The sequence below is a fragment of the Pseudomonas sp. R37(2017) genome, assembly GCF_002113375.1.
Lineage (GTDB): Bacteria > Pseudomonadota > Gammaproteobacteria > Pseudomonadales > Pseudomonadaceae > Aquipseudomonas.
This window is the reverse complement of record NZ_NEHO01000002.1, coordinates 218,462-243,374: the sequence shown is the minus strand read 5'-3', so window position 1 is coordinate 243,374 and position 24,913 is coordinate 218,462. Positions and strand designations below refer to the sequence as shown.

At 59.0% G+C, this 24,913-nt stretch carries 26 protein-coding genes; 16 read left to right on the top strand and 10 right to left on the bottom strand.

The features are described from left to right. Positions 1-267 precede the first annotated feature (267 nt). The 6 genes from CAG47_RS04230 to CAG47_RS04205 all read left to right on the top strand — a co-directional run bounded on the left by CAG47_RS04230 (position 268) and on the right by CAG47_RS04205 (position 5,570). Positions 268-1,131: a YicC/YloC family endoribonuclease gene (locus tag CAG47_RS04230; RefSeq protein WP_085723653.1), complete on the top strand. Its 864-nt coding sequence runs from the start codon at positions 268-270 to the stop codon at positions 1,129-1,131. Between the two features lie 12 nt (positions 1,132-1,143). Continuing rightward, positions 1,144-1,764, top strand: coding sequence for a guanylate kinase (gene gmk, locus CAG47_RS04225; protein WP_085723651.1), 621 nt, complete (start codon positions 1,144-1,146; stop codon positions 1,762-1,764). A gap of 167 nt (positions 1,765-1,931) precedes the next feature. After that, a complete protein-coding gene (gene rpoZ, locus CAG47_RS04220; protein WP_007921129.1) occupies positions 1,932-2,195 on the top strand; it encodes a DNA-directed RNA polymerase subunit omega in 264 nt (87 codons plus the stop codon). A gap of 57 nt (positions 2,196-2,252) precedes the next feature. Then, the gene (gene spoT / locus CAG47_RS04215; RefSeq protein ID WP_085723649.1) at positions 2,253-4,358 is read left to right on the top strand and encodes a bifunctional GTP diphosphokinase/guanosine-3',5'-bis pyrophosphate 3'-pyrophosphohydrolase; all 2,106 of its coding nucleotides are present in this window, start codon (positions 2,253-2,255) and stop codon (positions 4,356-4,358) included. Between the two features lie 23 nt (positions 4,359-4,381). Further along, entirely contained in the window at positions 4,382-4,762 is a 381-nt protein-coding gene (locus CAG47_RS04210) for a RidA family protein (RefSeq protein ID WP_003229509.1), read from the top strand. Between the two features lie 67 nt (positions 4,763-4,829). Beyond that, on the top strand, positions 4,830-5,570 hold the full coding sequence (locus CAG47_RS04205; protein ID WP_085723648.1) for a hypothetical protein: 741 nt from the start codon (positions 4,830-4,832) through the stop codon (positions 5,568-5,570). Between the two features lie 127 nt (positions 5,571-5,697). On the opposite strand, the gene CAG47_RS04200 is transcribed toward CAG47_RS04205, so the two are convergent. Further along, on the bottom strand, positions 5,698-6,555 hold the full coding sequence (locus CAG47_RS04200) for an SDR family oxidoreductase (protein ID WP_085723647.1): 858 nt from the start codon (positions 6,553-6,555) through the stop codon (positions 5,698-5,700). A 188-nt stretch (positions 6,556-6,743) separates the two neighbouring features. Between CAG47_RS04200 and exbB the strand changes: the two genes are divergently transcribed. The 6 genes from exbB (at position 6,744) to CAG47_RS04170 (ending at position 13,642) form a co-directional block, all read left to right on the top strand. Beyond that, complete coding sequence (gene exbB / locus CAG47_RS04195) at positions 6,744-7,700, top strand: tonB-system energizer ExbB (RefSeq protein WP_085723646.1); 957 nt, start codon at positions 6,744-6,746, stop codon at positions 7,698-7,700. 6 nt (positions 7,701-7,706) lie between these two features. Beyond that, positions 7,707-8,135, top strand: a complete 429-nt coding sequence (gene exbD / locus CAG47_RS04190; protein ID WP_085723645.1) for a TonB system transport protein ExbD — start codon at positions 7,707-7,709, stop codon at positions 8,133-8,135. Continuing rightward, positions 8,132-8,881 carry an energy transducer TonB gene (locus CAG47_RS04185; RefSeq protein WP_085723644.1) on the top strand — a complete coding sequence of 250 codons (750 nt, stop codon included), beginning with the start codon at positions 8,132-8,134 and terminating at the stop codon, positions 8,879-8,881. The genes exbD and CAG47_RS04185 overlap by 4 nt, the downstream gene beginning before the upstream one ends. Before the next feature lie 264 nt (positions 8,882-9,145). Then, a complete protein-coding gene (locus CAG47_RS04180; protein ID WP_085723643.1) occupies positions 9,146-10,075 on the top strand; it encodes a hydrogen peroxide-inducible genes activator in 930 nt (309 codons plus the stop codon). A gap of 9 nt (positions 10,076-10,084) precedes the next feature. After that, a complete protein-coding gene (recG, locus tag CAG47_RS04175) occupies positions 10,085-12,160 on the top strand; it encodes an ATP-dependent DNA helicase RecG (RefSeq protein WP_085723642.1) in 2,076 nt (691 codons plus the stop codon). 78 nt (positions 12,161-12,238) lie between these two features. Further along, entirely contained in the window at positions 12,239-13,642 is a 1,404-nt protein-coding gene (locus CAG47_RS04170; protein ID WP_085723641.1) for an aminoacyl-tRNA deacylase and HDOD domain-containing protein, read from the top strand. A gap of 98 nt (positions 13,643-13,740) precedes the next feature. On the opposite strand, the gene CAG47_RS04165 is transcribed toward CAG47_RS04170, so the two are convergent. From CAG47_RS04165 to CAG47_RS04135, 8 genes are all read right to left on the bottom strand, one after another. Then, on the bottom strand, positions 13,741-14,124 hold the full coding sequence (locus tag CAG47_RS04165; RefSeq protein WP_007975192.1) for a hypothetical protein: 384 nt from the start codon (positions 14,122-14,124) through the stop codon (positions 13,741-13,743). A 323-nt stretch (positions 14,125-14,447) separates the two neighbouring features. Beyond that, positions 14,448-15,404, bottom strand: a complete 957-nt coding sequence (locus CAG47_RS04160) for a hypothetical protein (protein WP_085723640.1) — start codon at positions 15,402-15,404, stop codon at positions 14,448-14,450. Positions 15,405-15,446: 42 nt separating this feature from the next. After that, positions 15,447-16,331, bottom strand: coding sequence for an amidohydrolase family protein (locus CAG47_RS04155; RefSeq protein WP_218190670.1), 885 nt, complete (start codon positions 16,329-16,331; stop codon positions 15,447-15,449). Beyond that, a complete protein-coding gene (locus CAG47_RS28800; protein ID WP_218190669.1) occupies positions 16,328-16,630 on the bottom strand; it encodes a hypothetical protein in 303 nt (100 codons plus the stop codon). Before CAG47_RS28800 ends, CAG47_RS04155 begins: the two co-directional genes overlap by 4 nt. Positions 16,631-16,635: 5 nt before the next feature. Further along, positions 16,636-17,766 carry a TauD/TfdA family dioxygenase gene (locus CAG47_RS04150; RefSeq protein ID WP_143515806.1) on the bottom strand — a complete coding sequence of 377 codons (1,131 nt, stop codon included), beginning with the start codon at positions 17,764-17,766 and terminating at the stop codon, positions 16,636-16,638. 861 nt (positions 17,767-18,627) lie between these two features. Next, positions 18,628-18,903, bottom strand: coding sequence for an HU family DNA-binding protein (locus CAG47_RS04145; RefSeq protein WP_003213368.1), 276 nt, complete (start codon positions 18,901-18,903; stop codon positions 18,628-18,630). 194 nt (positions 18,904-19,097) lie between these two features. Then, positions 19,098-20,246 (bottom strand): NAD(P)/FAD-dependent oxidoreductase, encoded by a 1,149-nt coding sequence (locus CAG47_RS04140; protein WP_085723638.1) that lies wholly within the window; start codon positions 20,244-20,246, stop codon positions 19,098-19,100. An 18-nt stretch (positions 20,247-20,264) separates the two neighbouring features. Continuing rightward, complete coding sequence (locus tag CAG47_RS04135) at positions 20,265-20,435, bottom strand: rubredoxin (protein ID WP_007975200.1); 171 nt, start codon at positions 20,433-20,435, stop codon at positions 20,265-20,267. A gap of 200 nt (positions 20,436-20,635) precedes the next feature. On the opposite strand from CAG47_RS04135, the gene CAG47_RS04130 reads away from it, so the two are divergent. Further along, complete coding sequence (locus CAG47_RS04130) at positions 20,636-21,199, top strand: chorismate lyase (RefSeq protein ID WP_085723637.1); 564 nt, start codon at positions 20,636-20,638, stop codon at positions 21,197-21,199. Next, on the top strand, positions 21,199-22,089 hold the full coding sequence (ubiA, locus tag CAG47_RS04125; protein ID WP_085723636.1) for a 4-hydroxybenzoate octaprenyltransferase: 891 nt from the start codon (positions 21,199-21,201) through the stop codon (positions 22,087-22,089). The genes CAG47_RS04130 and ubiA overlap by 1 nt, the downstream gene beginning before the upstream one ends. A gap of 78 nt (positions 22,090-22,167) precedes the next feature. Here ubiA and CAG47_RS04120 read toward each other — a convergent pair whose 3' ends face one another. Then, a complete protein-coding gene (locus CAG47_RS04120) occupies positions 22,168-22,551 on the bottom strand; it encodes a hypothetical protein (protein ID WP_085723635.1) in 384 nt (127 codons plus the stop codon). Between the two features lie 153 nt (positions 22,552-22,704). Here CAG47_RS04120 and phoB point away from each other — a divergent pair, with 153 nt between their 5' ends. Beyond that, positions 22,705-23,394 carry a phosphate regulon transcriptional regulator PhoB gene (gene phoB, locus CAG47_RS04115; protein ID WP_085579082.1) on the top strand — a complete coding sequence of 230 codons (690 nt, stop codon included), beginning with the start codon at positions 22,705-22,707 and terminating at the stop codon, positions 23,392-23,394. A 148-nt stretch (positions 23,395-23,542) separates the two neighbouring features. Continuing rightward, positions 23,543-24,829: a phosphate regulon sensor histidine kinase PhoR gene (phoR, locus tag CAG47_RS04110; RefSeq protein WP_256577372.1), complete on the top strand. Its 1,287-nt coding sequence runs from the start codon at positions 23,543-23,545 to the stop codon at positions 24,827-24,829. Positions 24,830-24,913 lie beyond the last annotated feature (84 nt).

The window sequence follows — 24,913 nt, the reverse complement described above, 5'->3', positions numbered from 1 at the left end:
GGAGTACCTGTACTGGGGACGGAAAACTGCGGAGCATTATAGAGCCGCCGGCCGCCGCTGGGCACTTCTAAAAAAAATCCGCCGACGACCGAGGGCTCTGCAACACACGCCGGGACAGGCCTGCCGCTCTTTGTCACACCGTGTGTTTGGGCGCATCCGCACCACTGCGCTACAATCCTGCGCCTTTGCTGCCAGTCGGCTTTAATTCATTGATATCGGACTCCCGGAACCTCGGTTCTGCGCCGATCTGCCTTGCGAGGTACCGCCATGGTGCACAGCATGACCGCCTTCGCCCGCGTCGAAAAAGTCGGCGTCCAGGGCACCCTGAGCTGGGAACTGCGGTCGGTCAACAGCCGCTACCTGGAGCCCCACCTGCGCCTGCCGGAGGCCTTTCGCGACCTCGAGGGCGCCGTGCGTGAAGCCCTGCGCCAGGGCGTATCGCGGGGCAAACTCGAATGCACCCTGCGCTTCACCGAAGAAAACACCGGCAAAGCACTGCAAGTCGATCGGGAGCGCGCCGCGCAATTGGTCGCAGCAGCCGAGACCATCGCCAGCCTGATCAAAAACCCGGCAGCGCTGAACCCTCTGGAAGTCCTGGCCTGGCCCGGCGTACTGGTAGGCGACGCCACCGACCCGCAAGCCCTGAACGCCGAAGCGCTGGCACTGTTCAATCAGGGCCTCAAGGAACTGAAGGCCGGCCGCGAGCGCGAAGGCGCTGAGCTGGCGCGGCTGATCAACGAGCGCCTGAGCTCCATCGAAGAAGACGTGGTGATCCTGCGCGAACTGGTCCCGCAAATGCTCGCCACCCAGCGCCAGAAAGTCCTCGACCGCTTCGCCGACATGAAGGCCGAGATGGATCCGCAGCGCCTGGAGCAGGAAATGGTCATGCTCGCGCAAAAAAGCGACGTCGCCGAAGAACTGGATCGCCTGAGCACCCACATCATCGAAGTTCGCCGGGTACTCAAGTCCGGTGGCGCTGCCGGCAGACGCCTGGACTTCCTGATGCAGGAACTCAACCGCGAAGCCAACACACTGGGCTCCAAAGCCTTCGACCCGCGCAGCACCCAGGCTGCGGTCAACCTCAAGGTGTTGATCGAGCAGATGCGCGAACAAGTGCAGAACATAGAGTAAGGCAACCCCGACATGACCCACAGCACTGGCACCCTGTACATCATTTCCGCCCCTTCGGGCGCGGGCAAGAGCAGCCTGGTCAAGGCGTTGACTGACGCCAACCCGGAAATTCGCGTTTCGGTTTCCCACACCACCCGCGCCATGCGCCCGGGTGAAGTGGACGGCGTGAACTATCACTTCGTCTCGCGAGAAGCCTTTGTGAAGATGGGCGAACACGGAGACTTCCTGGAGCGCGCCGAAGTGTTCGGCAACCTCTACGGCACCTCGCAAAGCCACCTGCAGCAGACCCTGGATGCCGGCCATGACCTGATCCTGGAGATCGACTGGCAGGGCGCCGAGCAAGTGCGCAAGCTGATGCCTCAGGCCCGCTCGGTCTTCATTCTGCCGCCGTCATTGCAGGCCCTGCACCAGCGCCTGACCAATCGCGGCCAGGACAGCGACGAGATCATCGACGGTCGCATGCGCGAAGCCGTCAGCGAGATGAGCCACTACGTCGACTACGACTACCTGATCATCAACGACGATTTCGCCCACGCGCTGCACGATCTGAAGGCGATTTTCCGCGCCAATCAGCTGATCCAGAAGCGTCAGCAGCAACGTCACGGCAAATTGCTTGCTGAATTGCTCGGCTAATCAGCTCTTCCCAAAACCGCTGCAAGGGCTTTACATTGGCACTTGCAGCGCGTTGAAGGGCTTGGTCAAAAAATCAGCGCTTCCCTAATCGCTGGTGATTTTTTAAACTGTTGAGTCCGCTCGCCCATCCGGGCAGCGCGCATATTGCATTTGCTACGAGGAAGACCATGGCCCGCGTAACCGTTGAAGACTGCCTAGAACACGTGGATAACCGCTTTGAGCTGGTCATGCTCTCTACCAAGCGTGCCCGTCAACTGGCCACTGGCGGCAAAGAGCCGAAAGTAGCATGGGAAAACGACAAGCCTACCGTTGTCGCCCTGCGCGAAATCGCTGAAGGCCTGATCGACTACGCAGCTATCGCCGAAGCCGAAATCGTTGAAGATGAACCGCTTTTTGCTGCATTCGAGGACGAGTCCAACGAGGCCGTCTAAGCCTATGCCTGGTCGACGTAGCACGGCGCGGGATAATAGCTTGCGGCAGGAGATATCATGCCGAGCATAGACGCCCTCGCCGATCGCTTATCGGCCTACCTCGGCAAGGACCAGGTCAACCTGGTCCGCCGAGCGTATTTCTACGCCGAACAAGCCCACGACGGCCAACGTCGCCGTAGCGGCGAGGCGTATGTCACGCACCCACTTGCGGTGGCGAACATTCTTGCCGACATGCACATGGACCATCAGAGCCTGATGGCCGCGATGCTGCATGACGTGATCGAAGACACCGGGATTGCCAAAGAAGCGCTGCAAGCGCAGTTCGGCGAGACCGTGGCCGAACTGGTCGACGGGGTCAGCAAACTGACCCAGATGAATTTCGAGACCAAGGCCGAAGCCCAGGCTGAAAACTTCCAGAAAATGGCCATGGCCATGGCACGCGATATTCGTGTGATCCTGGTCAAGCTGGCCGACCGCCTGCACAACATGCGCACCCTGGAAGTGCTGTCCGGCGAAAAACGCCGCCGCATCGCCAAGGAAACCCTGGAGATCTATGCCCCCATCGCCAACCGATTGGGTATGCACGCCATCCGCATAGAATTCGAAGACCTCGGCTTCAAGGCCATGCACCCGATGCGTTCCGCGCGGATCTACCAGGCCGTCAAGCGCGCCCGGGGCAATCGCAAGGAAATCGTCAACAAGATCGAAGAATCCTTGAGCCACTGCCTGGCCATCGACGGCATCCAGGGCGAGGTCAGCGGCCGCCAGAAACACCTCTACGGCATCTACAAGAAAATGCGCGGCAAGCGTCGGGCCTTCAACGAGATCATGGACGTCTATGCGTTCCGGATCATCGTCGACAAGGTCGATACCTGCTACCGCGTGCTGGGCGCTGTACATAATTTGTACAAACCATTGCCGGGACGCTTCAAGGATTACATCGCGATCCCCAAGGCCAACGGCTATCAATCGCTGCACACCACGCTGTTCGGCATGCACGGTGTACCGATCGAGATCCAGATCCGTACCCGCGAAATGGAAGAAATGGCCAACAACGGCATCGCCGCCCATTGGCTCTACAAATCCAGCGGTGACGAACAGCCCAAAGGCACCCATGCCCGCGCCCGCCAGTGGGTCAAGGGCGTGCTCGAGATGCAGCAACGCGCCGGCAACTCGCTGGAATTCATCGAAAGCGTGAAGATCGACCTGTTCCCGGACGAGGTCTACGTGTTCACGCCAAAAGGCCGGATCATGGAGCTGCCCAAGGGCTCCACGGCGGTCGATTTCGCTTACGCGGTGCACACCGACGTGGGCAACAGCTGCATTGCCTGCCGGATCAATCGTCGACTCGCGCCGCTGTCCGAGCCACTGCAAAGCGGCTCCACGGTCGAGATCGTCAGCGCCCCCGGCGCGCGGCCGAACCCGGCCTGGCTCAACTTCGTGGTCACCGGCAAGGCGCGCACGCACATTCGCCATGCACTGAAACTGCAGCGCCGCTCCGAATCCATCAGCCTCGGCGAGCGCCTGCTGAACAAGGTCCTCAACGGTTTCGACAGCGCGCTGGAGAAAATTCCGGCCGAGCGCGTCAAGGCCATGCTCGTCGAGTACCGCCTGGAATTGATCGAAGACCTGCTGGAAGACATCGGCCTGGGCAATCGCATGGCCTATGTGGTGGCCCGCCGGTTGCTGGGCGAAGGCGAACAGCTGCCAAGCCCTGAAGGCCCCCTGGCGATTCGCGGCACCGAAGGCCTGGTGCTCAGCTACGCCAAGTGTTGCACGCCGATCCCGGGCGACCCGATTGTCGGCCACCTGTCCGCTGGCAAAGGCATGGTCGTGCACCTGGACAACTGCCGCAATATCAGCGAAATCCGCCACAACCCGGAAAAATGCATCCAGCTCTCGTGGGCCAAGGATGTCACCGGCGAATTCAATGTCGAGCTACGCGTCGAGCTGGAACACCAGCGTGGCTTGATCGCCCTGCTGGCCAGCAGCGTCAACGCCGCCGACGGCAACATCGAGAAAATCAGCATGGACGAACGCGATGGTCGCATCAGCGTGGTCCAGTTGGTGGTCAGCGTGCACGACCGCGTGCACCTGGCCCGCGTGATCAAGAAACTGCGCGCCTTGACCGGGGTGATTCGCATCACCCGCATGCGCGCCTAAGTCCTCATTACAAGGAGCCCTACATGACCAAGACTGTTATCACCAGCGACAAGGCCCCGGCCGCCATCGGTACTTACTCCCAGGCGATCAAGGCTGGCAACACCGTTTACATGTCGGGCCAGATTCCCCTGGACCCGAAAACCATGGAACTGGTTGAAGGCTTCGAAGCCCAGACCGTCCAGGTGTTCGAGAACCTCAAGGCCGTGGCAGAAGCCGCCGGCGGTTCGTTCAAGGACATCGTCAAGCTGAACATCTTCCTCACCGATCTGAGCCACTTCGCCAAGGTCAACGAGATCATGGGCAAGTACTTCGACCAGCCTTACCCTGCCCGCGCCGCCATCGGCGTAGCAGCCCTGCCAAAGGGTTCGCAGGTCGAAATGGATGCCATCCTGGTCATCGAGTAATGCGTGCGGCGCAGCCCCGGGCTGCGCCGACTGCTCTGCTGTAAAGAAAGCTTGAAAGGATTCCACCATGCGCAACGCGCTTGCTCTCTCGCTGCTCGCCCTGCTCCTGGGCGGATGTGCCAGCAACCCTGCCGACCGTGATATCAGCGGCACCTGGATCAACCAGGTGGCGATCGATGCGGCCGCCAAAGGCGTCCCCCTGCGCGAAGCGCTCCAGGCCTATGGCCCGAACCTGGAATGGGACATCAACACCAAGGCCGGTCAGGCCCGCTACACCAACGGTTTTGAAAATGTCGAAGGCAAGCTGCTGGGCGAAGAATCCGGCAACTGGAAAGTCGACTTTTATGGCAGCTCCGCCAGTGAGCTGAAGCGCGACGGCAAGCAACTGAGCCAGTCCGCCAGCGACAACGAGCCCGAACAGGTCTTCGACCGCGCTCAGATCCCGGTCCCGGAGGGCGCTCCGATCGGCGCCAGTTTCGAGCGTGCACTGTATTCAGCCTACCTGGGCGGCGGCTGGACAATCGTCAGCGGCTCCGGCGAAGGCAGCACGGTTCAATTCCAGGCCGACGGCCAGGTGACCGGCCTGCCGGGCAGCGATCGCTATGCGCTGTGCCTGGCGGGCGATTGCGCATCCATGAGCGGCGGCAACGACAACATGTGGCTGCAACTCAACGGCCAGGGCAACGCCTGGATCTTTGCGCGCAAGGGCAAGGAGCTGGAGATTTTCCAGGCCGTGAACACCGCGCAGGCGGACGAGATGCCTCAGTACACGCCGGGTGAGCGCAAGTGGTTGCTCGAAAAGCAATAAGCAACGCATCCCCCCTGTAGGAGCGAGCCTGCTCGCGATGAGGCCATAACATCCAACATCATCGTTGACTGTTACGCCGCCATCGCGAGCAGGCTCGCTCCTACAGTTATTTCAGAGTGCCTGAACGTCAGCAGCGCCCTTCAATGATCGCCGCATACCCCTCGCGAAAACTCGGGTATTTCGGCGTCCAGCCCAAAGCCTTCACCCGCGCATTGCTGCAGCGCTTGCTGCCAGTGCGACGCACGCTGGCGTCGTCGTCCCATTCGGTTACACCCAGATACCCGCGCAACCAGTCCACCACATCCGCCAGCGCTGCCGGCTCGTCATCGACGCCGATGTAAACGTCATCCAGCGCCACGCCACGTCGATCCGCCTCAAGCAGGCACGCCATCAACCCGGCGGCATCGTCCGCATGAATCCGGTTGGCATACAACGGCGGCTCGACCGCCACGCGATAACCCCGGCGCACCTGCGTCAGCAGCCATTCACGGCCTGGGCCGTAGATGCCGGTCAAACGCACAACACTGGCCGGGATACTGCTCTTGAGTGCGAGCTGCTCGGCTTCGAGCATCACACGTCCGGAATAACCCGCCGCAATCGTCGGCGAAGCTTCGTCGACCCACTCGCCTTCCTGCTGCCCATAAACACTGCTGCTGGACACGAACAGCAGGCGACTGGGTACCTGCCCATAGTCGTCAAGCCACTCCAGCACGTGCTCCAGGCCCTCGACATAGGCAGCACGATAACCGGCTTCGTCGTGATCGGTGGCCGCCGCGCAATACACCAGGTAGTCCACCGCGCCGATTGGCCAGGTGGCCGGACAGTCTTTGTCGAACAAATCACCGGCAACCCCGATGACGCCCTTCGGCAGGCGAGAAACATCGCGCCGCAGACCATGAACCTCCCATCCCGCCGCCAGCAATTGTGTGGCAAGGCGGCTGCCGACATCACCGCAGCCGGCGATCAAAACAGTAGGCGCAGACATCAGAAAACTCCCATCGCAAAGTCACAGACTAGCGCCAGCAATAGACAGGCTGCTAGCAATGCAAGAAAAAAAGAGACTCTATTACTTCTGTTAACAAGAATTACTTGCAATAATACGCGCCACTTTTGTTCTCGGCCCTTCGAGGCCTGGAAGAACATCACCCGTTTATTCTCTCAGGTCCGGCCAGCATGACACGCAATCAATTTCCCGCTTCGCCAACCAAACGACCTCGCGCCTGGAGCGCAGTGGCCGCCCTGCTCCTCAGCCTGATGCTGGCGCCAGTCGCCGCTTTCGCCGATGCCCAGGCGCCAGCTACTCCGGCCGCCGCCGCGGCACCGGCCCCGACTGTTGCTCCGGCCGCGACCGACCCTGTCCAGGCAGCGCCGACAGAAACCCTGGGTGAAGACGTTCCTGAAGTCCTCGAAGCCGATAACACTCTGGGCATGGCCCATGACCTGTCGCCGTGGGGCATGTACAAGAATGCCGACATCATCGTGAAAATCGTGATGATCGGCCTGGCCATCGCCTCGATCATCACCTGGACCATCTGGATCGCCAAGGGTCTTGAGCTGATGGGCGCCAAGCGTCGTCTGCGTAGTGAAATCGCTCAACTGAAAAAATCCGCCTCCCTCAAGGAAGCCAGCGCCACCGCGGCAAAGGAAGGCACCCTGGCCAATCTGCTGGTACATGACGCCCTTGAAGAGATGCGCCTGTCTGTCAACAGCCGAGAGAAAGAAGGCATCAAGGAACGCGTCAGCTTCCGCCTTGAGCGCCTGGTCGCGGCATGCGGTCGCAACATGAGCAGCGGCACCGGTGTACTGGCGACCATTGGTTCCACCGCGCCGTTCGTTGGTCTGTTCGGCACCGTGTGGGGCATCATGAACAGCTTCATCGGTATCGCCAAAACCCAGACCACCAACCTCGCCGTCGTGGCTCCCGGCATTGCCGAAGCCCTGCTGGCTACCGCCCTGGGCCTGGTTGCAGCGATTCCTGCAGTCGTGATCTACAACGTCTTTGCCCGCTCCATCGCCGGTTACAAGGCCCAGGTGTCTGACGCGTCGGCCCAGGTCCTGCTGCTGGTCAGCCGCGACCTCGACCACCAGCCTGAGCGCAGCTCGCAACCGCACATGGTGAAAGTGGGGTAATCGGCCATGGGCCTGCATTTGAAAGAAGGGGCAGACGACGATCTGTCCGAAAACCACGAAATCAACGTCACGCCGTTCATTGACGTGATGCTGGTGCTGCTGATCATCTTCATGGTGGCGGCCCCTCTGGCCACCGTGGACATCAAGGTCGACCTGCCCGCCTCCACCGCCAAACCGGCGCCGCGGCCAGAGAAACCGGTATTCCTCAGCGTCAAGGCTGATCAACGCCTGTTCCTCGGCGATGACGAAGTGAAGGCCGAAGCACTCGGCGCCACGCTCGACGCCAGGACTCAGGGCAAGAAAGACACGACGATCTTCTTCCAGGCCGACAAGGGCGTGGATTACGGTGACCTGATGAGCGTGATGGATAACCTGCGCTCTGCCGGCTACCTGAAAGTGGGTCTTGTCGGTCTCGAGTCGGCAGTCAAGAAATGATCACGACGCGCCATAAGCTGACGCGTTACAGCGGTAGCCTGGCCGTGGTGCTGGGCGTTCACGCGCTGGCCATCGCGCTGGCGCTGAACTGGTCCGCCCGCCCGCCCATCGAATTGCCTCCCCAGGCAATGCTGGTCGAACTGGCACCGATTCCTGCCCCGCCACCGCCTGCTCCGCCGAAGGTCGTCACCCCGCCGCAGCCACCGACCCCGGTTGAAGAACTGCCGATACCCAAGCTCGCTGAAGCGCCCAAAGCCGAAATTGCCGTACCCAAGCCGGTCAAACCCAAGCCGAAGCCGCAGCCGCCCAAGCCGGTAGAGAAGAAACCTGATCCGCCGAAGGAAAAACCGGCCGAAGAGAAACCTGCCGAAACGCAGCAGACTCAGGCGCCAGCGGAGAAATCCGCCCAGCCTGCACCAGGCCCTTCGCCGGCTCAACTGGCGGCCAAGGCCAGCTGGCAAGGCACACTGCTGGCGCACCTGCAGAAGTACAAGAAGTACCCGGCCAGTGCACAGGCGCGGGGCAAGGAAGGCATGAACCGCTTGCGTTTCGTCGTGGACGCCGAAGGCAATGTGCTGTCGTTCGAGCTGGTAGGCGCCTCGGGCACTGCCGATCTGGACCGGGCCACCCTGGAAATGATCCGCCGTGCTCAACCGCTGCCCAAGCCACCGGCCGACATGCTGACCAATGGCTCCATCGAAATCGTTGCACCGTTTGTTTACTCGCTGGAAAAGCGTCGCCGCTGATAACACCAGCCCCCTGTAGGAGCGAGCATGCTCGCGATGGCGGCATCACCTTCAACACAAGTGTCGACTGTCAGATCGCTATCGCGAGCAGGCTCGCTCCTACAGGTTCGTAACTCCAGCCAAAAAGGCACCGAAAGGTGCCTTTTACATATCTGCCCGCGGCAATCCGGTATTGCCCGGTGTCATACGACACACTCAGTCTGATAACGTGCGTCTATCGATTGCAGGCGGTATGCTTGGCCCGCAACTTCATGGACGCTTGCTATGACTCTCACAGAATTACGCTACATCGTTACCCTCGCCCAAGAGCAGCACTTCGGCCACGCGGCCGAGCGTTGCCACGTCAGTCAGCCGACCCTTTCGGTGGGCGTGAAAAAGCTTGAAGACGAACTCGGTGTACTGATTTTCGAGCGCAGCAAAAGCGCCGTGCGCCTGACCCCGGTCGGCGAAGGCATCGTCGCCCAGGCCCAAAAGGTATTGGAACAAGCCCAGGGCATCCGCGAACTGGCCCAGGCCGGCAAGAACCAGTTGACCGCCCCACTCAAAGTCGGCGCGATCTACACCGTCGGGCCGTACCTGTTCCCGCACCTGATTCCACAACTGCACCGGGTCGCCCCGCAGATGCCGTTGTACATCGAAGAAAACTTCACCCACGTGCTGCGCGACAAACTGCGCAACGGCGAACTCGACGCGATCATCATCGCCCTGCCGTTCAGTGAAGCCGACGTACTGACCCTGCAACTCTATGACGAGCCGTTCTACGTCCTGATGCCGGCCCAGCACCCGTGGACGCAAAAGGAGTCCATCGACGCCAACCTGCTCAACGACAAGAGTCTGCTACTGCTCGGCGAAGGTCATTGCTTCCGCGACCAGGTACTGGAAGCCTGCCCGACCCTGACCAAAGGCAACGACGGCGCCAAGCACACCACGGTGGAATCCAGCTCCCTTGAAACCATTCGCCACATGGTCGCCTCTGGCCTGGGTGTTTCGATCCTGCCATTGTCGGCAGTCGACAGCCATCACTACGCCCCTGGCGTAATTGAAGTGCGCCCACTCTCGGCACCCGCACCTTTCCGCACCGTGGCCATTGCCTGGCGAGCCAGTTTCCCGCGTCCGAAGGCGATTGAAATCCTCGCTGACTCCATTCGCCTGTGCTCGGTGGCCAAGCCCGCGGCACAGGTCGCTGCGGGCTAAGCAACGGGCATGAGCGAGTTGTCGCAAGTGTCGGTGACGGCGCTCAAGGGTGTCGGCGAAGCCATGACCGAGAAACTGGCCAAGGTCGGTCTGGAGAATCTCCAGGACGTGCTGTTTCACCTGCCACTGCGTTACCAGGACCGTACCCGCGTGGTCCCGATTGGCGCACTGCGGCCCGGACAGGACGCGGTCATCGAAGGCACCGTCAGCGGTGCCGATGTGGTCATGGGGCGTCGGCGCAGCCTCGTGGTGCGCTTGCAGGACGGTACCGGCGGACTCAGCTTGCGCTTCTACCATTTCAGCAACGCGCAGAAGGAAGGCCTCAAGCGCGGCACGCGAATTCGCTGCTACGGCGAGGCCCGGCCGGGTGCTTCGGGGCTTGAGATCTACCACCCGGAATACCGCGCCATCACCGGCGACGAACCGCCGCCGGTGGATGCAACCCTGACCCCGGTGTACCCGCTCACCGAAGGCCTGACCCAACAGCGTTTGCGCCAGCTGTGCATGCAGACCCTCACCCTGCTCGGCCCCAGCAGCCTGCCCGACTGGCTGCCGAACGAACTGGCCCGGGACTACCAACTGGCGCCGCTGGCCGATGCGATCCGCTATTTGCACAACCCGCCCGCCGATGCCGACGTCGATGAGCTGGCCCTCGGTCACCACTGGGCGCAGCACCGCCTGGCCTTCGAAGAACTGCTGACCCATCAACTGTCACAACAACGCCTGCGCGAAAGCATGCGCTCTCTGCGCGCACCGGCAATGCCCAAAGCCTCGAAGCTGCCGGCCAAGTACCTGGCCAACCTCGGCTTCAATCCGACCGGCGCTCAACAACGGGTCGGCAACGAAATCGCTTATGACCTCAGCCAGCACGAACCGATGTTGCGACTGATCCAGGGTGACGTCGGCGCCGGCAAAACCGTGGTCGCCGCCCTTGCCGCACTGCAAGCGTTGGAGGCCGGTTATCAAGTCGCCCTGATGGCGCCTACCGAGATCCTCGCCGAGCAGCATTTCATCACCTTCAAGCGCTGGCTCGAACCGCTGGGCATCGAGGTTGCGTGGCTGGCCGGCAAGCTCAAGGGCAAGAACCGAACCGCCGCGCTGGAGCAAATCGCCAGCGGCATACCGATGGTGGTCGGCACCCACGCGCTGTTCCAGGATGAAGTGCAATTCAACAACCTGGCGCTGGTGATCATCGACGAACAGCACCGCTTCGGCGTGCAGCAGCGCCTGGCCTTGCGGCAGAAAGGCGTTGGCGGGCGCATGTGCCCGCATCAGTTGATCATGACCGCCACACCGATTCCGCGAACGCTGGCCATGAGCGCCTACGCCGATCTCGACACTTCGATCCTCGACGAATTGCCCCCCGGCCGAACCCCGGTCAACACCGTGCTGATCACCGACACCCGGCGGGTCGAAGTCATTGAGCGAGTGCGCAGTGCCTGCGCCGAAGGGCGTCAGGCCTATTGGGTGTGCACGCTGATCGAAGAGTCGGAAGAGCTGACCTGCCAGGCCGCCGAAACCACCTTTGAAGACCTCACGGCCGCCCTCGGCGAATTGAAGGTCGGGCTGATCCACGGCCGCATGAAACCTGCGGAAAAAGCCGCGGTGATGGCCGAATTCAAGGCAGGAAACCTGCAACTGCTGGTCGCGACCACGGTGATCGAAGTGGGCGTGGACGTGCCCAACGCCAGCCTGATGATCATTGAAAACCCCGAGCGCCTGGGCCTGGCGCAACTGCACCAGTTGCGTGGCCGGGTCGGCCGGGGCAGCGCCGTCAGCCATTGCGTGCTGCTCTATCATCCGCCGCTGTCGCAGATCGGCCGTCAGCGCCTGGGCATCATGCGCGAAACCAACGATGGCTTCGTCATCGCCGAAAAGGATCTGGAACTGCGCGGTCCCGGTGAGATGCTCGGTACCCGGCAAACCGGCCTGCTTCAATTCAAGGTCGCCGACCTGATGCGCGATGCCGATCTGCTGCCCGCCGTACGGGATGCCGCCCAGGCATTGCTCGAACGCTGGCCGACTCATGTCAGCCCGCTGCTCGACCGTTGGCTGCGTCATGGCCAACAATACGGCCAAGTGTGACAACCGTCACAGTTTCTGAGGCGTTGCCCCAAACAAGCTGGTTATACTCCTGCAATTGTTCAAGTACGGATACAGACCATGACCGAAGCTGCCTTGGCACCCGACACCCCGCACGCTCCGTCGGTTATTCGGCTGATGCTGGGCAAGCTGGGCATCGCCTACGAAGAAGTGCTGGAGCATCACGGCCTCAATGCCGCGCGCAAAGTGCAGGCCGTTCTGCTGGATGACAGCGTGGGCGCGTTGATGGTGCTGTTCCCGCAGAGCCAATTGCTGGACCTCAATCGCCTCACTGAACTCACCGGTCGCCGCCTCACCGCCGTACCGACCGAACGCCTGGCAAAAATGCTCGGCAAGCACAATCTCGGCTTGTTGCCGGGCCTGCCGGCGCTGACCAGCTCACCCTGCCTGTACGACGAAAGCCTGCTGCGCGAGGCGAAGTTGCTGATCAACTCTGGTGAGCCGGGCGTGCTGCTGGAAATCTCCAGCGAAGACTTCAAGACGACCATGCTGGCCAAGGCCAGTGCCGCCAATTTCGGCGAAAACCTGAGCAGCATTCGTCCGAACCTCGATCGCCCCGACGATGACCGCCAGGAAATCACCCAGGCCGTTCAAGCATTCACCGCACGACGGATCCAGCAACGACTGGAAGCGACCATCGAAATTCCGCCGCTGGCTGAAACCGCACAGAAAATCATCAAGCTGCGTGTCGACCCCAACGCCACCATCGACGACATCACCGGCGTGGTCGAAACCGACCCGGCGCTGGCCGCACAAGTGGTGAGCTGGGCGGCGTCGCCGTACTACGCCTCGCCGGGCAAGATCCGTTCAGTGGAAGACGCCATCGTCCGCGTGCTGGGCTTCGACCTGGTGATCAACCTGGCACTGGGCCTGGCCCTGGGTAAAACCCTGAGCCTGCCCAAGGACCACCCGCAACATTCCACGCCGTACTGGCAGCAATCGATCTACACCGCCGCCGTCATCGAAGGCCTGACCCGCGCCATGCCGCGCGCCCAGCGCCCGGAAGCCGGCCTGACCTATCTGGCCGGCCTGCTGCACAATTTCGGCTACCTGCTGCTGGCCCACGTGTTCCCGCCGCACTTCTCGCTGATCTGCCGCCACCTGGAGGTCAACCCGCACCTGTGCCACAGCTTTGTCGAACAGCACCTGCTGGGCATCAGCCGCGAACAGATCGGATCGTGGCTGATGCGCTACTGGGACATGCCCGAAGAGCTGGCCACCGCCCTGCGCTTCCAGCACGACCCGGCCTACGACGGCGCCTACTCCGAATACCCGAACCTGGTGTGCCTCTCGGTGCGCCTGCTGCGCAGCCGCGGCATCGGCTCCGGCCCGGACGAAGACATCCCTGACGAACTGCTGGAACGCCTCGGCCTGAGCCGCGAAAAAGCCAACGACGTGGTCAGCAAGGTCCTGGAAGCGGAAGTGCTGCTGCGCGAACTGGCCTCGCAATTCACTCAAGGCTGAAATCATCGCGGGCAAGCCACGCTCCCACAGGGATCACCAATACCCTGTGGGAGCGTGGCTTGCCCGCGATGAATATCACTCGGTCTACCTGAAAGACCTCAAGCCTTGGGCTTGGCCTTCTTCGGCTTCAAATACTTGGTCAGCCCCTGGAACCAGATCACCAGCGCCGGGTTGCCCTTGATCTGAATCGACTTGTCCTGAATCCCGGTCATGAATGCCAACTGCTTGTTCTTCGCCTGCATCGTGGCAAAGCCATAAGCGGCGTCCTTGAAGGCAATCGCAAACGCAGGCTCGGCATGCACACCCGATTGACTGGTGATGCGCTGGTCCTTCACACGGAATTGCCGCGCCACTTTCCCGTCCAGGGTCTGCAGTTGAAACACCAGGTCCTTGTCACCCAACTGCTGCTGAAACGCCGGATTGGTCCGGCTGGCCTTACCCATCAACAAACCCAGCATCCACAGCAGAAAACGAAATTTCATGTGCACAGCCTCGAAAGGAAAATGAACGGCTGGGGCAGTGTAACGACTTCGAACAAGAACACCACTATTGCGTAGCTTTAGAAGAAGATGGGACATTTTTTGACGCTGATGACTGCCAAGTCATTGAATAAACATCACTCCGCAACCTCTTTCGGAAGCTAGGTTTTCTGATCTTTATCTAGGGAATGGGCAAAGCCTCCTAGTCCTGCGACAAGCCTCCGATTCACCTACAGGTCTTGGACACCAGCGATGAGAGCTCCGCGATCTGCGTGGCATATTCTTGTGTTAGCGTAATTTTGTATGAAATTCCAGACGGTAATAGCTCAAGTTTGATTTTTACTTATAGCTAGCTTACTCAAAAAGCTCTCAATCTTAGGCAAAACAAACTGCAGTATCTTCGGCATTGTGTGGATAGGCAGTTGGCAGCATGCGAAAAACAACGCCATGGTAGGGGACAGGCTGACGCTAAGTGCAGACCATAATAGTCCAACATTTCTGTTACCACCGTTAAGTGCCATGGTGAATTTCGATGTCAATGATCCGGGGTACAGACAGCCCATGATCAGTTGTAGGCAAACATTTACGCAGTAGGCGATAGCTATCATTGAAATGGCCAGCGAGGGTTTATCTAGAATTATCAGTTGCATGCCTGCCATCGTCCCTATTGCAAAAAGGAAAAGAGCAATCACGACAACACCATCGATTGCCAAGCCATGTGTTGAAACGAACGTTTGCGAAAGGCGACGTATCAATATCGCTGCCCCTTCGGCGCCTCCTATCAATATTGCCAGTCTGACGGCCAAATCAATAGGGTCTATGAAGAGTGAAAGTCCATCAGCGAAAACATGGAGTATCAGCGGAGCGGTAATAGGGATAATTGCCATTGAGCAGAGAGCGGTCACCAACGACATGGTGGGGTCAAGTCCGAGCATTCTCGCTACTGCAGCATTTCCGCTGGCCGGCGGGGCTGCAACGGCGATGGCGATAGCAAGAGACAACTCCTGATTACCACTGAAATAGAACGAAGCCACTCCGAAAAGGTAAGGGCAAACAAAAACCATCAATACTGGAAATATCAGCGATATCTTAATATTTCTTGCCGCTCTTATTACTTCAGAGTTGTTAATGCGCAGGAGTGTACCTAATACAAATATGAACACCATGACGGACAGCAATGGTCTCGCCAAATCGGCAAGATAAGGGATAGCCAATCCAATCGCGCAACCGGAGGCCAAGACTGTAGGCCCTCTGCGGGTGATTTCGGGTAGGATTCTATACATACAAATGCTCTCAAGCCGGCATCCCTCACAGGGCGCCTCTATTTAGGTGCGGAGTGTTATTTCAGGTGTGACGGATGGCGGTGGTGAGTTCTTGGATTGCCTCACTACCAGGCGCCCATCAATCAGAATCGAGGTGATGCTCGGTAGGTCGCCGCTGCTGAAACTGCCCAATACGCTGGGCTCTGCGCCACCCAAAGGGCCGCATGCGATCAGAATGTCGGCTTCTCTTCCGATTTTCAGAATTCCGCGGTTCAACTTTCGCACCTTTGCAGTATTGCCCGTTGCAAAGCAGACGGCCTTTTCCGGAGGTACGTCGCCGAAACTACTGAGCAAGGCAATAGCTCTGAGCATGCCGAGCGCGGGAACCCCGCAGCCAGCGGGCGAATCTGTTCCAATTACTATGCGGTCGAGTTGGTTCATTTCTCGTGCGTAGTTCAAGGTGGTCACCGCCGCGAACTCGTTCCCGTTATGTACGATTTCCAAGGCACCCAGACAGCCCTCACAAAGACACCGAATTTGGTTTGGCGCCAATGCGGTATAACCGCCATTGATATGCCCGATAATATCCGGCGCAATTTCAAGGATCTGTTCTGCGCCCATCCTCTGAGAGGTGGAGATCGAAGGACCGCCGGTGTGGGTAATAGACGTCATACCGTGCTTGCGAGCTATCTTGACCAACTCAGCTGCGCGGCTTACGGATTTGACGGGGCCTATGCCGACCTCTCCCAGTTGGTTGATGCCTAGGGCAACCATTTCGGCAAAGTCTTGATCCGTAAACTCATCATTAAGCAGTGGTGCACCTGCTTCCATTTTTATTCCGGAAGGGCGGTCGTTGGAGAAGGAGCGCTGGGCGGCAATTGCCATTGCGATAGTGCCGATTCTGTCAGTGGGTAGCCCTGGTACGTGCACTTCCCCGGCAGAAATCATGGTCGTGACTCCGCCCTGCAGTGAATGCCAGATCCAATTATGGTTGCCGGAACGTGGGCTATATTCACCAGAGTCGGGTGAGTATGATTGTCGATCAAGCCAGGCATGACGGTGCTTTGTTTTGCGTCGATCAGCAGATTTGCATTTGAAAAATCTACATCTTCAATGCGACCTACATACGTAATCATGCCATCAACACTGACTAGTGTGTCTGCATCAATGAGCGGCATGTCGAGATCGCCCGATAGGAACGTGCCTATATTATGGATTATTGACGTGTAGCGTTTCGCATCGGACATTTAATTCACCTCTTGAAATCAGTAGGCAGGGGTTCAAAAATTCGAGCACCGGTCTTTTTGAATACTCGAAAGTTCCATAAATTATTGGTGAGAAACACGCGCTGGACCCAACGATACGCGTGACCTTTCGGGTCGAAGCTAGGTATGAACTTGTCACGGGAATGCAGCGTAAATCGATTGTTTATGTACACTAATTTTCCAGGCTGGATATCTACTGCGTGAGCGACTTGCTTGAGAGCTTCGTAAAATTTCGAATAGGCATTTTTTGCCGCTTCATCAACGGCGACAACCATATCTGGATAAAACGCAGCGGTGACTCGAGGATGAGATATCGGCCCGGTCAATATGGGATACAAGCGGGTTTCGCCAGATTGAATACCGCTGTTTCTCCAACGATAAGGCTGCCGGATTATGAAATGCTTGCCGTATAACAGTTGAATATCCATTTCGCTCAGTTTATTGAGCGCTTCCCTTGCATCGACAACCCAAGTTTTCGGGCCTGATGCGTATGGGTCGCTGCGAACCCCAAGTAGCATTAGAGCTAATGGCGATGTGTCGCCACGGGCGTCGTAAGTCTGGAACGCATTTTCAGTGTGCAAGTCCAACTCCACCTCCGACCCGTTACCGGTGTATTCGGCTGCCGCCTCAGGGTGCGGAACAAGGTCATTTACCAGTTTCGGTCCCTCGTGCCCGATGGAGTAAGGCTCTGCAATCAAACTACCTAACGCTACTAATACGTTTTCGGACAAATACCCATTTTTGAAATCAAAACTGTCTGCGTCTCGTTGTGGACTACCGAACGCATCATCCACTGGAAGATTTTCGAACACACAGTAAGACGCATCGTCGCTTTTCAGCGACTCGAGCTTTTCAATCAAACGCTCCGGAAACATCCGATATGCAGTCGCACGAATCTTCTGAATGTAATTGCGACCCCCTGTCGGTTCGTAGCAAACATCCACCAGTGCGTCGCGAACACCCTCTTTTTCAATATCTGTCAGACGGAAAATATTGGCATCTCCACATGACTCACCCATGCAATCACCATCACAATAGAGTTTTGTATAAACGGTTATGGCTATGTTGCCTTTGCCCAACTCGCATTCCAGCGTTTCATACTCTTTTGCAGAGTGCACGCCATCGCCCGCGAAATTTTCTTTGGAAACAAGGACCTAGCGATTTCAATATAATAATCGGAAGTTTGCTTGAGCAAGACATCCATGGCCGCTTTTAAGAATCAAGCTAATTCACCTATTGGAGTGCCAGTGACATCTGCCCCTGCACCAGAAGCCACCAAAGCATGGCAAAAATAGAGAACAAAATATGTAGGACGCTTCTGAAAATGCAAAAAAATGAGAACAGCCAGCTAAAGTGCCGCGCCACCTCTATGTAATTTTATCGATTATCAAGCGATGTCTCACAATGCATCTTTATTGGCGTGCACAGAATTTAAAGTCTATGCGACAAGCTTAAGAAGTTTCTTTATCAGGTCTGATACATCATTCTGAAATAGAGGAAGTTTCTGACCATGGCAATAGAAGCGTCCCACATCAACCCTTCCAATGCCTTGTTAGCGTATTGAGGCAATTTACGCAGGCCAAGTGCGCAATAAAAATCGATGGTTGCCTTCAAGTGTTGTTTGTTTGCCCTACTCACACTCGTAGTTGACGGCTCTGTTCGGGCTATAGGCTACAACGGTTTTGCGTGCCTATTAAACGATGGCTCCCTTGCTCTTGGCCAACGCCCTGGAAAGCCCGCTGTCCATCAGCGCCATTACTGCCGATACCGCCGACGATGTGCGTGATGGGCATGCTCACCCAATGTTTGACTTTGTGACTGCTGCGCAGCCGAACGCCGGCTTCTCTAGCTGCTACGGGTCACGTCATGGCTTAACTAATCGGTATTACTTTCTACTCCCACAAAAAATGGGCACCCACCCTTGGTTGGCGTGCCCATTTTTTATTCCACTCCCCCGCTGCGCGGGAGGTGACAACGGATTACGGATTAACGCTGTCTTTCAACGACTTACCCGGCTTGAACGCAACAGTGTTGCTGGCCTTGATTTTGACAGGTTCACCGGTTTGCGGGTTTTTGCCGGTGCGGGCACCGCGGTGGCGTTGCAGGAAGGTGCCGAAGCCTACCAGCGTCACGCTGTCTTTGCGGTGCAGGGCACCGGTGATTTCTTCGAGAACGGCGTTGAGAACGCGGTTGGCTTGTTCTTTGGTGAGGTCTGCTTTTTCAGCAATGGCTGCAGCGAGTTCTGGTTTACGCATGTGATTGAAGCCCCTTTGACGGTTTGTTGTTGTTATGTCCGTGCTGCTCTCTGCGGAGCAGCGCCAAAAGCGCCGCAGGTGCTCTAATCTGCGGCAGACGGGAGTGAGGATGGCACGCAGTGAGGCCTTGCGCCAGTATCGGCGCGGCCTTTGTTAGGTCAAAAGGGGGGTGATTCCGACAGAACGACCGGTATTTATGCCAGCAGGGCCGGAAGTTCTTTGTTCAGGGCCAGTTTTTCCATCACGGCGGCACCGGTGAGGGCATAGCCGAGCAGTTTGCCTGCGGCATCACGGCACAGGACCTTGATGTCGGCGCCCTGCCCTTCGACGGTCCAGATGCCCTCTGCGCCTCGTGGCGGCGGGGAGACCACCAACGGGCAGACCGGGGTTTTGACGGTGATTGGCATCGGCCCATAGGTGACGGCGGTCGGGTTGCCGGCCAGGGTTTGCGCCAGCGCTCGCGCGCAGCTCATCAGGGGCATTACGTACAGCAGATTCAGCCCGTCGACTTCGGCACAGTCGCCAAGGGCGTAGATGTTGGCGTGAGAGGTTTTCAGGTGCCGGTCGACCATGATGCCGCGATTGACCTGCAGACCGGCCGCCGCCGCGAGGTCAACGCGTGGGCGCAGGCCAATGGCCGAGACCACCACATCGCACGGGATCACCTGACCATCGGACAGGTGCGCTTCGAGGCCATCAGCCACGCGCTGCAGGCGATTGAGCACCGGCCCGAGGTGGAATCGAGCACCGAGGCTTTCAAGGCCGGCCTGCACCGCCGCCGCTGCCGCCGGGTGCAGCAGGGTCGGCATGACTTGTTCGCACGGTGCGACCAGTTGCACTTCATAGCCGCCCAGGGTCAGGTCGTTGGCGAATTCGCAACCGATCAAGCCGGCGCCGAGCAACAGCACGCGGCGCTTGCCAGCGGCTGCCGCGCGAAAACGTGCGTAGTCTTCCAGGTCGTTGATGGGGAACACGCAATCCGCCGCGTCGCCTTCAATGGGCACGCGCACGGTTTCGGCGCCCCAGGCCAGGATCAGATCGCGATAGACCACCGCTTCTTCGCCGATCCACAAGCGTTTGTGGCCAGGATCGATGCCACTGATGCGAGTATGTGTGCGTATTTCGGCCTTGAGCTGTTCGGCCATGGCGCCGGGTTCGGCCATGCTCAGGCCATCGGCATCCTTGTTTTTACCGAAACCGGTAGAGAGCATCGGCTTGGAGTAGGAGCGCCCGTCATCGGCGGTAATCAGCAGCAGCGGGGTTTCGCTGTCGAGTTTGCGAAACTCGCGGGCGACGTTGTAGCCGGCCAGCCCGGTCCCCACGATGACCACAGGTGCGTTCATTCCTGACTCCTCAGTTATTCAGGCAGCGATTTCAATCATTTCAAAATCCATTTTGCCCACACCGCAGTCCGGGCACAGCCAGTCTTCCGGCACGTCTTCCCAACGGGTGCCCGGCGCAATGCCATCATCCGGCCAACCGTCGGCTTCGTTGTAGATCAGGCCGCAGACGATACATTGCCACTTCTTCATCAGATACTTCCTCAGGGTTCAGGCGTTTTGCCGATTGGACGGTCGATGGTTGCAGCACTGCCGTCCAACTCAGCGGGTTTTGTACTGATCGGGAGCGCCAGATGCAAGCCTGCTCGGCGCAACGGCGGGATCAACTCAATCAATATCGGTGGCTGACATGTTAAGCTCGCCGCCTCATTTGCTGCCAATAATGACTCATTGTGCATCACACAGAATCCCCCTCCCCAGCGCCACTCTGGCTTTCGCGCAGCGAACTGGCGCCCCTCCCCGATGCTTCTGCCCTGGACTGGCTGTTCGATGAAGGCTCGCTGACCAGGCGTCTGATTCATCTGTCGAATGATGCCTTCAGCGTCTCGCCGATGTTCGAAGGCTGGCAAACCCTGCGCGCCGACGAATGCGCAGCGCTGGACCTGGCCGATGGCAGCGAGGGCTGGGTGCGTGAGGTATATCTGCGCGGTTATGGCGAAGCCTGGGTGTTCGCCCGCAGCGTCGCGGCACGCAGTGCATTGCAAGGCGACGGCTTGCACATGGACGAACTGGGCAGCCGTTCGCTGGGCGAATTGCTGTTTTGCGATCAGGCCTTTCAGCGCCGGGCCATCGAGGTGTGTCATTACCCTCAGGCGTGGCTGCCGAGCGAGGTACGGGCGCCGCAACTGTGGGGCCGCCGTTCGCGCTTTGACCGTGGCACGCTGAGCGTGCTGGTCGCCGAAATTTTCCTGCCTTCCCTGTGGGACGCTGCCTGCGTCCAATCGGAGAACCGCTGATGTACCTGACTCTGCTCAAGTCTTTGAACCGCTTGAACCCTCGGGCCTGGGACTTCATTCAGTTGACCCGCATGGACAAGCCGATCGGCATTTACCTTCTGCTGTGGCCGACGCTGTGGGCGCTGTGGATTGCCGGCAAGGGTTCACCGTCCTTGGCCAATATCGTGATTTTCGTCCTCGGCGTGGTGCTGACTCGCGCTGGCGGTTGCGTGATCAATGACTGGGCGGACCGCAAGGTCGATGGGCATGTGAAACGTACCGAGCAGCGACCATTGGTCAGCGGCAAGGTCAGTTCCAAAGAGGCCCTGGTGTTCTTCGCGCTGCTGATGGGCGTGAGTTTCCTGCTGGTGCTGTGCACCAATGCCGCGACGATCTGGCTGTCATTGGGTGGCCTGGCGCTGGCGTTCAGCTATCCCTTCATGAAGCGCTACACCTATTACCCGCAAGTGGTACTGGGCGCCGCGTTTTCATGGGGGATGCCGATGGCATTCACCGCAGAAACCGGTGAGTTGCCGGCTGCCGCTTGGCTGCTGTGGATCGCCAACCTGATGTGGACCGTGGGTTACGACACGTATTACGCGATGACCGACCGCGATGACGATCTGAAGATCGGCGTCAAATCCACAGCAATCCTGTTCGGCGACGCGGATCGGGTGATCATCCTGACCCTGCAAGGGCTGTCGCTGGGTTGCCTGTTGTTGGCGGGTTCGAAGTTCGACCTTGGCGGCTGGTTCCACCTCGGTTTACTGGTGGCGGCGGGCTGCTTTGCGTGGGAGTTCTGGTACACCCAAGGCAAGGACCGCATGCGCTGCTTCAAGGCGTTCCTGCACAATCACTGGGCGGGGTTGGCCATATTTGTCGGGATTGTGCTGGATTACGCGCTGCGCTGAAGATTTGAAAGGATCGCGGCCTTCAGCAACTCCTGCGGAGCAACGAAGGCCGCGATCCTGTACGGCTGGCAACCTCCGTTACATATGCTCGCGAACGACGTGCCAAACGTCTTTTTTCTTGTCACCCGTCATGTCTCCGGGTTTTTTGTCGTCCTCGTAGTAGTACAGCGGCTTGCCGCCATAGGCCCATTGCATCGAGCCATCGTCACGCTTGACGACTGACCATTTGCCTTCGGCCTTGGCACCCGCTGGCGCCATCATTGGCGGCCAGTATTTGGCGCAGTCGCCGTTGCACATCGACTTGCCGCCCGAGTCCTTGTCGAAGGTATACAGGGTCATCCCCTTGTGGTCGGTCATCATGCCGTCTTTCATCATGCCCGGTTCGGCGGCGAAAGCCATCGAAGGCAGCGCCAGGGCCGCGGCCAGCAGCAAAGCCTTGAAGGAGTGCGAGTGTCGATTCATTTGAAGCCTTCCTTTGTGGTTGTCAGGATTCGGACTTAAAGCTTAGCCCAGGATCCAGCCAATCGCCGGCCGACTAAAATACTGTCACACGACTGCAATAATTCCGTTATCTAATGCGGCGCAAGACAGTTAAATGACAAGAGGACTAAGGGCATGGTTGGCAGGAACATTCTGATCGTCGACGACGAAGCGCCTATTCGCGAAATGATCGCCGTTGCATTGGAAATGGCCGGCTATGACTGCCTGGAGGCGGAAAACTCCCAGCAGGCCCACGCCATTATCGTCGACCGCAAGCCCGACCTGATCCTGCTCGACTGGATGCTGCCCGGCACGTCCGGCATCGAGCTGGCCCGTCGCCTCAAGCGCGATGAACTGACCGGGGATATCCCGATCATCATGCTCACCGCCAAGGGTGAAGAGGACAACAAGATCCAGGGCCTGGAAGTCGGCGCCGACGACTACATCACCAAGCCGTTTTCCCCCCGTGAGCTGGTGGCACGCCTGAAGGCCGTGCTGCGCCGCGCAGGTCCGACCGATGGCGAAGCGCCTATCGAAGTCGGCGGCCTGCTGCTGGACCCGATCAGCCACCGCGTGACCATCGATGGCCGTCCTGCCGAGATGGGCCCGACCGAATACCGTCTGCTGCAGTTCTTCATGACCCACCAGGAGCGCGCCTACACGCGCGGCCAGTTGCTGGATCAGGTCTGGGGCGGCAACGTCTATGTCGAGGAGCGCACCGTCGACGTACACATTCGACGCCTGCGCAAAGCCCTCGGCGATGCATACGAAAATCTGGTACAAACCGTGCGCGGCACCGGTTACCGCTTTTCTACCAAGGCTTGACGGCAGCTACGAGCGTCAAGCTTCAAGCGGCAAGCTAAAAACCAAGCCGCTTCAAACTTGTAGCTTGGGGCTTGAAGCTAGAAGCTGATTTTCTTTCAAGGACGCGCGTCAAGTGAACCAAAACTGGCATGGCACCCTGATTCGCCACATGCTGCTACTGGTCACCGCCTGCCTGGTGATCGGCCTGATCACCGGCTACTACGGCTGGAGCCTCGCCGCGGGACTGGCTCTTTATCTGGCCTGGACCCTCAAGCAATTGCTGCGTCTGCACCAATGGCTACGCCTGCACAAACCCGATGAAGCACCACCCGACGGCTACGGCCTGTGGGGCGAGGTGTTCGACAGCATCTACCACCTGCAACGCCGCGACCAACGAGTACGCGGGCGCCTGCAGGCAGTGATCGACCGGGTCCAGGAGTCCACCGCCGCGCTCAAAGACGCGGTGATCATGCTCGACAGCGACGGCAACCTGGAATGGTGGAACCGTGCCGCCGAAACCCTGCTGGGCCTCAAGACGCCACAGGACAGCGGCCAACCGGTGACCAACCTGGTGCGTCATCCGCGCTTCAAGGAATACTTCGAGCAAGACAGTTACGCCGAGCCACTGGAAATCCCTTCGCCGACCAATGACCGTGTACGCATCCAGCTGTACATCACTCGCTATGGCAACAACGAACATTTGATGCTGGTGCGCGATGTGACGCGCATCCATCAACTGGAGCAGATGCGCAAGGATTTCATCGCCAACGTTTCCCATGAACTGCGCACACCGCTGACGGTGATCTGCGGCTACCTGGAAACCCTGCTCGATAACGTCGACGAGGTGAACCCGCGCTGGAGCCGGGCCTTGCAGCAGATGCAGCAACAAGGCGGACGCATGCAAACCTTGCTCAACGACCTGTTGCTGCTGGCCAAGCTGGAAGCCACCGATTATCCGTCGGACAACCAGCCGGTGCCGATCGACGGCTTGCTGCAATCGATCAAGAGCGATGCGCAGCAGTTGTCCGGACAGAAAAACCAGCGCATCACCCTGGAGGCCGACCCGACGATTCTGCTCAAGGGCAGCGAGGCGGAGTTGCGCAGCGCGTTTTCCAACCTGGTGTTCAACGCGGTGAAATACACCCCGGCCGAAGGCAACATCCGCATTCGCTGGTGGGGTGATGACCAGGGGGCGCACCTGAGCGTGCAGGACTCAGGAATCGGTATCGATAACAAACACCTGCCGCGCCTGACCGAACGCTTCTATCGCGTCGACTCCAGCCGCAACTCCAACACCGGGGGCACCGGCCTGGGGCTCGCGATCGTCAAACACGTTTTGTTACGGCATCGGGCACGAATGGAAATCAGCAGCGTACCGGGCCACGGCAGCACCTTTACCTGCCACTTTGCCCAGGCTCAGGTCACCAAATCCCGGGTTATCAGCACCGCCGACTGATACCGGCCAGCATGCGCCACTAGGCAATCGCTCAGTCAGCCGCTACATTGGCTGACTTGCGCCTGCCTTTCAGGTGCGGACTTT